Annotated in this window: 13 protein-coding genes and 1 tRNA gene; 2 read left to right on the forward strand and 12 right to left on the reverse strand. The window is 63.8% G+C overall.

Annotated features, from left to right (window positions below; genetic code table 11):
- Genes Mrose_RS02655 through Mrose_RS02680 form a run of 6 tightly spaced genes read right to left on the reverse strand, consistent with a single transcriptional unit; the run spans position 1 to position 5,153 of the window.
- Positions 1–771 (reverse strand): metal ABC transporter ATP-binding protein, encoded by a 771-nt coding sequence (locus tag Mrose_RS02655; RefSeq protein ID WP_119275883.1) that lies wholly within the window; start codon positions 769–771, stop codon positions 1–3.
- On the reverse strand, positions 768–1,709 hold the full coding sequence (locus tag Mrose_RS02660) for a metal ABC transporter solute-binding protein, Zn/Mn family (protein WP_119275884.1): 942 nt from the start codon (positions 1,707–1,709) through the stop codon (positions 768–770). Before Mrose_RS02660 ends, Mrose_RS02655 begins: the two co-directional genes overlap by 4 nt.
- Positions 1,710–1,718: 9 nt before the next feature.
- Positions 1,719–2,918 carry a ZIP family metal transporter gene (locus Mrose_RS02665; RefSeq protein ID WP_119275885.1) on the reverse strand — a complete coding sequence of 400 codons (1,200 nt, stop codon included), beginning with the start codon at positions 2,916–2,918 and terminating at the stop codon, positions 1,719–1,721.
- Positions 2,915–4,090, reverse strand: a complete 1,176-nt coding sequence (locus Mrose_RS02670; protein WP_119275886.1) for a multicopper oxidase domain-containing protein — start codon at positions 4,088–4,090, stop codon at positions 2,915–2,917. Before Mrose_RS02670 ends, Mrose_RS02665 begins: the two co-directional genes overlap by 4 nt.
- 53 nt (positions 4,091–4,143) lie before the next feature.
- The gene (gene mntR / locus Mrose_RS02675; RefSeq protein WP_119275887.1) at positions 4,144–4,866 is read right to left on the reverse strand and encodes a manganese-dependent transcriptional regulator MntR; all 723 of its coding nucleotides are present in this window, start codon (positions 4,864–4,866) and stop codon (positions 4,144–4,146) included.
- Positions 4,863–5,153: a hypothetical protein gene (locus Mrose_RS02680; RefSeq protein WP_147371551.1), complete on the reverse strand. Its 291-nt coding sequence runs from the start codon at positions 5,151–5,153 to the stop codon at positions 4,863–4,865. Before Mrose_RS02680 ends, mntR begins: the two co-directional genes overlap by 4 nt.
- Before the next feature lie 125 nt (positions 5,154–5,278).
- Between Mrose_RS02680 and Mrose_RS02685 the strand changes: the two genes are divergently transcribed.
- Positions 5,279–5,355: transfer RNA gene (locus Mrose_RS02685), tRNA-Arg, on the forward strand.
- A 74-nt stretch (positions 5,356–5,429) separates the two neighbouring features.
- Here the strand turns inward: Mrose_RS02685 and Mrose_RS19305 are convergent.
- From Mrose_RS19305 to Mrose_RS02710, 6 genes are all read right to left on the reverse strand, one after another.
- Positions 5,430–6,023, reverse strand: a complete 594-nt coding sequence (locus Mrose_RS19305) for a site-specific integrase (RefSeq protein WP_245969469.1) — start codon at positions 6,021–6,023, stop codon at positions 5,430–5,432.
- 89 nt (positions 6,024–6,112) lie between these two features.
- Positions 6,113–6,490 carry an N-terminal phage integrase SAM-like domain-containing protein gene (locus tag Mrose_RS19310; protein ID WP_245969476.1) on the reverse strand — a complete coding sequence of 126 codons (378 nt, stop codon included), beginning with the start codon at positions 6,488–6,490 and terminating at the stop codon, positions 6,113–6,115.
- Positions 6,491–6,953: 463 nt separating this feature from the next.
- On the reverse strand, positions 6,954–7,244 hold the full coding sequence (locus tag Mrose_RS02695) for a hypothetical protein (RefSeq protein WP_119275889.1): 291 nt from the start codon (positions 7,242–7,244) through the stop codon (positions 6,954–6,956).
- A 10-nt stretch (positions 7,245–7,254) separates the two neighbouring features.
- Positions 7,255–8,061 carry a hypothetical protein gene (locus Mrose_RS02700; RefSeq protein ID WP_245969478.1) on the reverse strand — a complete coding sequence of 269 codons (807 nt, stop codon included), beginning with the start codon at positions 8,059–8,061 and terminating at the stop codon, positions 7,255–7,257.
- Positions 8,062–8,252: 191 nt separating this feature from the next.
- The gene (locus Mrose_RS02705; protein ID WP_245969480.1) at positions 8,253–8,432 is read right to left on the reverse strand and encodes a hypothetical protein; all 180 of its coding nucleotides are present in this window, start codon (positions 8,430–8,432) and stop codon (positions 8,253–8,255) included.
- A gap of 322 nt (positions 8,433–8,754) precedes the next feature.
- On the reverse strand, positions 8,755–10,188 hold the full coding sequence (locus tag Mrose_RS02710) for a hypothetical protein (protein WP_147371553.1): 1,434 nt from the start codon (positions 10,186–10,188) through the stop codon (positions 8,755–8,757).
- Between the two features lie 185 nt (positions 10,189–10,373).
- Between Mrose_RS02710 and Mrose_RS02720 the strand changes: the two genes are divergently transcribed.
- Positions 10,374–10,619 (forward strand): hypothetical protein (locus Mrose_RS02720; protein ID WP_147371554.1); only part of this gene is annotated, 246 nt, incomplete at its 3' end.

A 10,619-nucleotide genomic window follows, 5' to 3' on the forward strand; every position in this document is an offset into this window, starting at 1 on the left:
TCACCTCCCCAGGCTCATGCGCTCGCCGTAGGTGGCCTTGAGGTTTTCCGCCGTAAAAGTCTGTTCCAGCGGCCCGCTGGCGATGACCTGCACGTTGAGCAGGGTGAGGTGGTCGAAGTAGTCGCGCACCGTCTCGAGGTCGTGGTGCACCACCACCACCGTCTTGCCCCGCCCCTTGAGCTCGTGCATCACCTGCAGGATGGCCTCCTCGGTCACCGCGTCCACCCCGGCGAAGGGCTCGTCCATGAAGTATAGGTCGGAGTTTTGCGCCAGGGCACGGGCTAAGAAGACCCGCTGCTGCTGCCCGCCAGAAAGCTGGGCGATCTGGCGCTGGGCGAAAGCAGCCAACCCTACCTGCTCGAGGGCCCGCATGGCCTCCTCGCGCTCGGCCCTGCCGGGCCGCCTGAACCAGCCCAGCCGCCCGTACAACCCCATCAGCACCACGTCCAGGGCGTTGGTGGGGAAGTCCCAGTCTACCGAAGAGCGCTGGGGCACGTAGCCGATGTGGCGGCGGACTGCTTGTAGGGGTTGGCCGAAAAACTGCACCGTGCCCGAGGCCCTGGGGACCATCCCCAGCACGGCCTTGAGCAGGGTGCTCTTGCCTGCCCCGTTGGGGCCGACGATGGCGCAAAGCTGTCCTTCGGGAATGACGAGATCCACGTCCCACAGCACCGGCTTTTCGCGGTAGGCCACAGTAAGGTCGCGCACCTCGAGGGGAGCCGGGCGCAGGGATATGGGAGAGAACTGGTCGCTGGTCGTGGGTCTGATCATGGATGTTCGCCTCCGAGCAGAGCCGAAACGATGGTTCTGACGTTGTGTTCGACCATGCCGATGTAGGTGCCTTCGGGGGTGCCGGGGTCCCCGGCGGCGTCGGAGAACAGCTCACCGCCGATGTGCAGCTCCTTGCCGCGCGAGCGCACCGCTGCCACCACAGCCTCCACCGAGCGCCGGGGCACGCTGGACTCGACGAAGATGGCCCGGATGCCGCGCTCGGCTAGGAAGGCCGCCAGGTCCTGCACGTCGCGGGTCCCGGTCTCGGCCACGGTAGAGACGCCCTGCAGGCCCCGCACCTCGAGGCCATAGCGCCGCCCGAAGTAGCTGAAGGCATCGTGAGCGGTCACCATCACCCGCTGTTGGGGGGGAATCCGCTCGATCTCACGCTTGACCCACGCGTCCAACTCCCGCAGCCGGGCCTGGTACTGCTGGGTGCGCTTGGCGTAGTAGCCAGCGCCCGCCGGGTCCACCCTGGAAAGCCCATCCCGCACAGCCTCGGCGGTGTAGGCCCACAGGCTCACGTCAAACCACACGTGGGGGTCGTAGGTGTAAGTGCCCTCGAAGCCACCCTTCGGTGCGATGAGCAGCTCGCGGGGGATGGTGTCGGTGACGGCGATAGCCTTGGGCATCTTCTCGAAGAGTTCCACGAGCTTGCCCTCGAGGAACAGCCCGCCGTAGAAGACGATGTCGGCCTGGGTCAGCTTGCGCACGTCCCCGGCGGAAGCCTTGTAGAGGTGGGGGTCCACGCCGGGGCCCATCAGGCCCGTGACCTGCGCCCGCTCCCCGCCGATCTGCTGCACCAGGTCGCTGACGAAGTTGGTAGTGGCCACCGCCCGCACCGGGCGACTTCCGTCGATGGGCCTGAGGGCGAATTCCTGGGTCTGGCAGGCGCTCAGCAAGGTGGCGAGCGTGAGGAGCACGAAGGGTAATCGCATGATGGATTCCTAGAACTTCACCATGAAGGCGGTAAGGTACATGACCGCGACCCCGGCCACGAAACCGCCGAGGTTGACCCAGTTGAGGGTGGGAAGCTCGAGCCGGGCGCTGTCTTTGGCCACCAGCCTGCCCACCTCCCACACCACCTGCAGGATGGCTCCGACCCCGATGGCCAGGAAGAGCGCGGCCAGCACCGGGTTGAAGGCGAAGCCCCCGATCCAGGTGCCCAGGATGGCCGGCCCCCCCGCCAGCAGGGCCAGCAGCGCGAAGTGCTTGAGGCCGGGGTTCTGCCGCACTATGGGAGCCACGATCCCCACCCCTTCGGTGATGTTGTGCAGGGTGAAGCCCAGCACCAGGAAGGTGCCCAACGCCGCTTCCCCGGCAGAGAAGGCCGCGCCAATCGCCAGGCCCTCACCCAGGTTGTGCAGGCCGATGCCCAGCGCGATCTGGTAGGCCAGGCTCAGGGGGCTGCGCTCGCCCGAAGCGCCCGGTCGGCGGTTGCCCACCACCAGGAGCACGCCCAGGGCGATCAGGGCCACCAGGATCACCGCCGGAACCCCCTGCCAGAAGGCGGGTAGCTCGGCGGCGAACTCCTGCGCGTCGAGCCAGGTGCCCACCGCCAGGTAGACCAAGAGCCCCACGGTGAGGGAGAGGACGAAGCTCATGGCCCGCCTGCCCAGGCGGCGCATCCAGGGGTACCACAGCATCCCCAGCACCACCGGCACGACGCCTACGTACAGGCCCACCAGGCCAAAGCGCCAGAACAGGCCGGCGTCGAGTCTTGGAGTCTGCACCGCCGCCGGGATCTCCCCCTCGAAAGTGGTGCCCAGGCGGGTGATCAGGGTGACGGCGTGGGCCTCCTCCGCGACCCAGGGGTAGGGGATGGTGAAGGTGGCCCGCCCCAGCCGGGGAATGGTCGTGGAGGGTTCGGCGCTGAATTCCCAGTAGGCCTCGTCCACCAGCACTTGGGGGATGGTGACCGCTTGCGGGCCGTCGTTGACGACCTCCACCTTGATCACGCCGGGCTCGGGCAGGGTGATGCGCTCGATGGTGACCTTCTCGAGCGGAGGCCCGGCCAGCTCTCGCAGCCCACCGCCCGTCGTCACCAGGTAGGCCAGCACCAGGCCCAGCAGCAACAGCGGCACCAGCGCCAGCGCCCAGCCAAAGCCTCCCTTGCCTGCGGGGGTGGTATTGCGCTCGACGCTCACGCCTGCTCACCCCTTTTCCAGGGCACGATGCTGCCCTGGAGGCTCTTCTGATCCCAGGCCGCATCGAGCCCCACACTCTGCAAGGCCTGGGCGAAGTCTTCGGGCTTAACTACGTTGAAGTGCCCCATCCAGCCCAGTTCGGTGAACTCCGAGACGTGGGGGTGGAACATGTACATGCCGGGGAATTTGTAGCGGAACTCGATGATCCCCCGCTGCCCCTGCACCTGGGAGATGGTGTCCACCCGGCGCAGCGTGGGCTCGAGCGTGGTGCCGTGGTCGTAGTAGTCGAACATGTTGGCGTGCAGGTGGAAGGTGTTGAGGGGGTCGAACTCGAGCACGTTGATTAGGTAAATCCGCACCAACTCGCCCAGCTTCAGCGGGATGGCCCGCCGGGCGTACTCGAAGGCCACGCTATTGACCGCATAGACCTCGTTGCCGCCGTCGAAGTTGGTGTCGAAGGCGTTCATCACCATCACGAACTCGCGCGCGGGCGGACGACCTCCCTTGGGATCGACGATGAAGGCACCGTACATGCCCTTGTGGATGTGGCGCTTGAGCGAGAGGGAGTGACAGTGATAGAGGTGGCAGCCAAAGGGCTCGGCGGTGAACTCGTAGGTCAAGCTCTGGCCCGGCTGGACCAGGCCGCCGTTACCGGGCAGCGGCGTGCCGTCCATCTCGGCGGGGTGGATGCCGTGGAAGTGGATGGTGTGGGGGTGGCTCGAGCTGTTGGTGAAGCGCACCCGGATGCGGTCACCCTCGGTGCAGCGGATGGTAGGGCCCGGCACGCGCCCGTTGTAGGTCCAGGCCGGGAAGAACACTCCAGGGGCGATCTCGATCTCCTTCTCCTGGGCCACAAACTCGTACTCGCGCAGGGTCTGGCCGCTGGGCAGCATGCTCACCTTGCCGTAATCCCAGTCCACCAACAGCCGCAGAGGGTCGAAGCCGTTGGCCTGATGATCGACCACTCCCACGGTGAGGTTGTTGCCGTGGCCCATCTGCTTGGGATCGGCGGCACCCATGTAGTGACCGCTGTGACCACCGACTTCGCCCTGAGGAGCCGGTTTGGGCCCCTGACCGAGGCCCAAGGCCGCCGCACCGGCCACACCGGCAACCCCGCCCAGGCTGCGAAGCACCTGGCGGCGGGAGAACAGCTTAGGAAGAAAGCTCCTCATATGCACCTCTTGTTGCCTATTGCCGATAGCCGATGGCTAAAGGAGGCTTTTAGCTATGAGCTATCCGCGGGTTGTTCACCCTCGGCTACCCACAGCGCCTGAGCCAGGCTGATGGGCAGCAGAAAGCGTTCTTTGCCGATCTGGATGCGCACTCCCTGCTCGAGGCGCTCGAGTACTTCCACCCTGGCCCCAGGCCGCAGATGCAGGTGCGCGAAGAGGTTGAGGCTGTCCTGGTCCTGCGTGGCCACGCGGGTCACCATCCCCCATTCACCGCTCCCGAGGGCAGTCAGTCGTCTGGAGGGTTGGGAATCGGGCAGCTCGAGGTGGGCGGTGGGGATGGGATCGCCGTGGGGGTCGTGCGAGGGATGGCCCAGCCACTCGGCAATGCGGGCCTCGAAGTCCTCGGAAATGTGGTGCTCGAGCCGCTCGGCCTCGGCGTGCACTTCCTCCCAGCCGTAGCCCAGGGCCTGGTGCAGGTAGGTCTCCAGCAGCCGGTGGTGGCGCAGCACCTCCAGCGCCACTTTGTACCCGGCCTCCGTCAGCCGCACGCCCTTGTAGGCTTCGTATTCCACCAGGGCCAGTTCGGCCAGCTTCTTGAGCATCCCCGTCACCGAAGCCGGTTTGACCTCCATGCGTTCGGCGAGTTCCTGGGTCGAGACCGAGTTGGTGCGCTCGAGGGGGCTCGAGCCCTCCGGCGCGCTCCCCAGCAACAGGATCTGCTTGAGGTAGTCCTCCTGGGCCTCGCTCAGCACGGGGCGGGACAGCGACGAGTTCACAGGCTCCACCCCCTCAGGCGGTAGTACCGCTCCTTAGGCTCGGCGCTGAGCAGGTGGATTTGGTTGAGCCTGCACCAGGTGAAGTGGAACCCCAGGCTAGCTCCCATCATCCCCAGAACCCAGACCAGAGCCCAATTCCCCACCCAGGCCGACAGCAGCGCGGTAATGCCGAAAAACACCACCATCTTGGTCAAACGTCTGGCCACAGGGGTCTTAATCTCGAAGTGCCCCAAAAGTACCGTTCCCAGCGTGTACAGCATCCCTGCAATAGCAAGGCTCATCCACATGATGCCCTCCATATTTAGGCATACCTACTTAAACATACACTGATAGTTTAGGTGAACCTAAAAACCATTGTCAAGCCTCGAGCCACGCCGCCAAGTTGTGCTACAATCTGCAAGCGTGTTTTCGGGCGCCCGTAGCTCAGTTGGATAGAGCGAAGGTTTCCTAAACCTTAGGTCGCAGGTTCGAGTCCTGCCGGGCGCACCAGTCCAGGACGCGAAAATCCGGGGTCGCGCAGGCCCCGAAAACTTGTTTCTACGGTGCGTTTACGGGAATTGGACTCAAGCTTTAGCCCTGAGTTGCAGCAAGTCCTCGGGGTCGATCACCCAGCCCTGCCGCTCGTGTTGGAGCAGGTGACGGTAAACCCCGAGGGTAACATTCGGGTTGGCGTGACCCATCCGCTCGGCCACCAACTCCAGGGGGGCACCGTTGGCCAGCAGGTGGGAACCGTAGGAATGCCGCAGGTCGTGTACCCGCAGAGGAGTAATACCCAGCCTTGCCACGATGCGACGCAGGGCGTGACCCGGTGCGTTGTAGTCCAGAGGCTTTGCCGGGTCGTTGCCGGGGAACACCCACATGGTGCTGAGTGGGTTCTCTCCAAGCTTTTGTGTCCACCAATCGCAGTACTGTCTTAGCCGCATCAGGGTGGCATGAGGGATGGGCACGGTGCGGGCACTGGTGGGAGTCTTGGGGCCAGTGAGTCGATAAGCACTATAGGCCCGGCAGACAGTGAGGGTTCCGGCCTCAAAATCCAGATCACCCCACTGCAACCCTAGCGCCTCTCCTAACCGCAATCCACAGGCCAGCATCAACCGCAGGGCCAGGGCAGTACGTGGGTCTTTGTGGCTGTCCAGGGCAGCGAGCAGGGCTTGCATTTCGTGGGGCTCCAAGGCTCGGCCCGCTTTCTGCGTGCGCTCTCCGCGTGGGGCCTTGATCACCACCGGCGCAACTGGATTGCGGTGGATCATTCCAGGCGCAGGGCTTCCTCGAAAAGGTGCGCCAACCGTTGACGCACGTGCCGTATGGTTCTGAGGTCGTAGCGCTTGCTCAGGTCGTCAATCAGGGCGCGGATGTGGGCAGGTTTGACCTCTTGCAACTTCCTCGAACTCAAACCCTCATGGGCCTGAGGGTTTTTGAGGGAGGGCAGGGCCAGTGATAGCTCGCGGTGGTAGGCGGCGAGGGTGTTTGGGCGAACCTCGCGGGCCTTGCGCTCCAGCCACCGCAAGGCCCATTCCTGAACGGTGATGCTCGAAGGATCAGCCAGCAGGCCCTTAAAGTTGAGTGCGGCTTGCTCAGCCAGCCATCCCTCGGCCTCGCGGCGGGTAGGGAAGTAGCCACGCACTCTTAATGGCTTACCATCAGGCTTGCGACCCACCTCAAGCTCAGCACACCAGCGGCCTGAGCCCTTATGACGGTAAATCGTGCCAGCGCCTTTACCCCTGCGCTTTCTCATCGCCGCTCCTTAGCATCGCCCAAGGATGAAGTGCTGCATACTCTCGGGTCATCTCTTCTAGGTCACCTTTGCTCAGACGTTTGCCTGCGATGAAGTTGTGGCGATAGTCCAAAATGTAATATTCACCTAAATCCCAGTAGGCCCTTTGGCTCCGTGTCTTTCGGATGATGCGGTTTTCATCACGAAGCAAGCCTGCGATTTAAGCAGGCTATCAAGGCACGAAGACTGACCACCGGAACACGTTGCTCGTTCATGGTAACTGACTGTATGTGCACTTGTGTAGATGTGTGAATGTGTGTAGAAAGCTACGGCAAAGAGAAAAGCATAGCTTAGGCTTAGTCGCCCCGTGTGTCTACCACGCGATGCCCCGCTCGGCAAGCGCCTTTTTGAGTTCATCCAGGGCCTTGTGCTTGTCGCCCCAACCCCACACCGGGATGCGGTCTTTCACCTTGATCCTCCCGCTGTGTACGTCGAACATCCAGGCCATCACGCTCAAGTCCTCGGGGGCACCGGGAAGGTAGCTCTTAGCCACCGCGAGCCAGTCGGGGGGAAAGTGCAGGCTGGTGACCACCTGCCCGTCCTCGACCCCGATGGAATCACAGTTGAGGCGACTGGGAAGGTAGAGGCTGAGCCAGAGGATCATAGCTGACATTCTAGTGAACCCCCAACTCCCTGAGCACTTCCCCCACTGCCTTGCGGTTGGCGTGCCCGGCTTCGATGAGGGAGGGGCCGAGGGGCTTTTTCCCCATGAAGAGCCCACCCAAATCCCCCACCCCGCTCACCCAGCCGTAGAGCTTTTCCGGGTCACTTTCCGCCAGGGTGCGGTAGGGTTCGAGGAAGCGCTGGAGGGCTGAGGAGGATAGGCCGCGTATCCGCATCGATTCGATGTCCCCTTTGAAGCGATCCTTACGGTAGTGATTCCACTCCGGCGTGTCGGGGGCCAGGAAGAAGTTGGCGTGGTCGCTCAAGGAGAAGTCGAAGTCCCAGCGCCGACCGTACTGATCTAGCCCCCAGTTGCCCCCCTTGCGGTCGATGTCCCCCAGCAGCTTGCCCAAGCCTACCTGTTGCCAGTAGTTCGGGATGTCCTCCGGTCCTTCGGGGCCAAAGCGAAAAGGGTTGCGGTCGTTGAAGCCTACGCGGGGGTCGTGCCGCAAAGCGGGCACACGCAGCGAAGCCGCCCATATCTCATCCCCTTTGTCTACCGCCATCGCCGGGGGCACCAGTAGCCCCAGGCTGCGGCCTACCACACTGGCGATGATCTCGTTGGCCACGGCCTCGTCACTCGGTTTGAGCACCCAACGCTCCGCGCCAAGTCGCCCCACCGTCACCGGCCCGTCGCGGCCAAGGCCGCCGCGCTCAAAGTCGCTGAAATCCTCGAAGCGTCGTCGCTCGGGCCATCGGGTGAGCCAGTCGGGAGGGAGCACCGAGCCCCGACCCCTGGTATCTCGCCGCGTCTGCATCGAGGCCATGCTACCAATCCGTCGCCAGCGCCGCTTGTGCGGATCAACCTTTGAGGGCTTGAGGGCGTAGCCTTCCCTGCCCTTGATCGAGAGGATTTTACGGGCAGACGCCACAACTTTCGGCTGCATATCCCTCCAAACAAACCAAACAAATCACCCCGGCAGGGCCGGGGTGGGTGAAGCAGCGGGGGCTATTTCCGCTCCCGCTTTCGCCGCTCCTGCTCCTCGATCACCCGCTTGAGCGCTTCTACCTCGTCGTCGTCGAGCATGAAGGCGTTGGCGTAAAGCTCCAGCGACTCGTAGCCATCGGTAGTGACCATCTCGCGGGGTTTATCCCCTACGGGAGTGAGTTTCTTGTAACGTTCTTCCATATCCTGATCCCGAGTATACAAATTATGTGCCTTGCCTTTCGCTTACCCCAGCTTCCGCTACACTGAGGCCGGGGCAGACGAGAGAAATCTGCCACTACACGCATACTTAACAGCTATACATATTTTGTATGCAATTCCAGGAACCTCAAAGCTGAGAGGGTTGAAAGAGAAGCTTGAGAGCCTGCACCTTGCCCCCCAGCAGGCTGCGAGTGTGGTCGCTCTCGGCGCTCGTCCCGGTGGGCAGGTGAATCACCCGCACCACTCAGGTGTGCGGCCAGACGGCGCATGGCCTCCTGCACCTCCACCCGAAGCTCGGCGGGGTCTACCACTGCTCCGGCACCCCCTCCTCATCCCACCACTGCAAGGTGGGGTTGTTCACCTCGATCTCCCCACGGGCCAGGGCAATGAGCCGATCCAGGGGCCAGCCCATCTCGGTGTTGGACTTCAGAACGGCATCCAGGCTCCTTTTGGGCGGCATCTCGAAGGTGGCGAAGTCGCGGATGGGCCGGATGGTCGCCCGCAGCCTCCCCAGGCTGGCCCGCATCGCGCCAAGGCTGCCGGGGCCGCTAGCGGGGTAGCTGCTGTAGCCCCAATCCCCGTTGCCGTTGACCCACAGCACCCGCAGGGGACCATTCCCGATGTTGGCGTAGGGGCCACGGGCGAAGGGAGAAGCGTACACCCGAGAGCCGTAGACGGCCACCCAGCCGCCCACCTTGAAGGGCACGCGGAACTCGGGGGCGTAGAGGCCCTTGTCCCACTTCGTATCGTCCGGTTCCTCGTCCGTCCAGTTTGGGGGTAGCCCGAAGGCCTTCTGCTCGTAGTCCAGCCCGTAGCGGGTGTACAGCGCCTCCTGCGCAAACTCTTGGTTGAGTTCTTCGATGTCGAAGCTCCAGGCGATGGGCTGCATCAAAAGTCTGGTTTCTTCGTCCATATCCCTCATTGTAGCCGCGTAGCCGCGCTGCCCGGATTTATAGACATCATCCTCGGCCACCTCGGAGTAGCCGATCCACCGTGCGATGTCGGGGTCTACCAGGATGCGCGGGCCGGGCTTGCCGGTGTCGTGGGAGATGTAGTGGACGCCCTCGGGGGTGGCGGTGAGGCGACCCCACTGCCAGCCCTCGCCCACCTCGTAGTTGCCCCGCACGTCGGGCTCGTACCATCCAATGGGGGCAATCTTGTCGCCCATCTGCCAACTCTCGCGGTGGAGTTGGGCTTCTCGGTTTTGCAACCGCCGGAGCGCACCTCGCGACTTATAGTAAATCTTTCTGCCCCACTTCCCCTTGGGGATGTTCCCCAAATCCCGTATATACGGCATCACACGCGGCCATACGCGCCCGATCTCCGCAAGCACGGGCTCTTTCTGTTGGGCCAGGGGAGCCTCCTTGCGGATGCCCCGGTAGTATTCCCGCGCAAACTCGGCCTCCCGGCCCGGCGGAGCAGCGACCACCAGGCTGGCCTCGGGGTTGATGAGGATGGTGCGACCCCCCACATCTACCCGGCGTTTGTCCTCCTCCGGTGGCCCCCACTCCCACTTCCACTCGAAGGCCGAGGTGCGGGGGATAGCTCCCAGGACGTGCCCGCCCAAGCGCCTGACCCACCGCTCGACCTCGGGAGCCCACTCCTCGAAGCTGCCTTTCTCGGTGTCAAAGGTGTCGGTGAGCAGGGGGCGGTCGCTCCGCGCCAGCCACTCCATCAGGGCCAGATGATCCGGCCCGTACTGCCCGGCAGAGGTCTGGCCCGCCTCGATGAGGCGCAACAGGTCGTTGACCCCGCCGATGCCCTGGGCTTCGATTCGCTGGAGGGGCCTAGCAGCAAGCGCGATAGAGTTGCACTGGAGTGGGCGGCTCGGCTGAGGGAGATCATCGAGGAGCGCCCGAGCATCCTGCCCAAAGGGTTGAAGCTCTGGCTGCCTGCTAGGATGAGAGAAGAGGTGGAAAAGCTATGACCCATCAGGAATACCTTGAGAAGTACGGGGAGGACGGCTACACCCGATTCCTCGACCGCAACGACGCGGCCAACCCCGAGCGCCTGGATGAGCAGGTTGCCCTGGGCCGCCTAGCCGCCTTCGCTCCACCGCAAGGGGATAGGCGGACGAGTGAAGCGCTGTTCTGGTGCCCGCACATCGAAAAGTACCCCTGGTGGACGGCAACCATTCGTTGGGCGGAAGACCCCACCCCCAAGCTGCCC

It is taken from the genome of Calidithermus roseus (assembly GCF_003574095.1).
Taxonomy (GTDB): Bacteria; Deinococcota; Deinococci; order Deinococcales; family Thermaceae; genus Calidithermus; species Calidithermus roseus.

Excerpts from the sequence above, each read along its gene's own strand:
- Mrose_RS02655 (WP_119275883.1), bottom strand. The coding sequence starts at position 771 with ATGATCAGACCCACGACCAGCGACCAGTTCTCTCCCATATCCCTGCGC.
- Mrose_RS02660 (WP_119275884.1), bottom strand. The coding sequence starts at position 1,709 with ATGCGATTACCCTTCGTGCTCCTCACGCTCGCCACCTTGCTGAGCGCC.
- Mrose_RS02670 (WP_119275886.1), bottom strand. The coding sequence starts at position 4,090 with ATGAGGAGCTTTCTTCCTAAGCTGTTCTCCCGCCGCCAGGTGCTTCGC.
- Mrose_RS02680 (WP_147371551.1), bottom strand. The coding sequence starts at position 5,153 with ATGTGGATGAGCCTTGCTATTGCAGGGATGCTGTACACGCTGGGAACG.
- Mrose_RS19305 (WP_245969469.1), bottom strand. The coding sequence starts at position 6,023 with ATGCAAGCCCTGCTCGCTGCCCTGGACAGCCACAAAGACCCACGTACT.
- Mrose_RS02695 (WP_119275889.1), bottom strand. The coding sequence starts at position 7,244 with ATGATCCTCTGGCTCAGCCTCTACCTTCCCAGTCGCCTCAACTGTGAT.
- Mrose_RS02700 (WP_245969478.1), bottom strand. The coding sequence starts at position 8,061 with ATGCAGACGCGGCGAGATACCAGGGGTCGGGGCTCGGTGCTCCCTCCC.
- Mrose_RS02705 (WP_245969480.1), bottom strand. The coding sequence starts at position 8,432 with ATGGAAGAACGTTACAAGAAACTCACTCCCGTAGGGGATAAACCCCGC.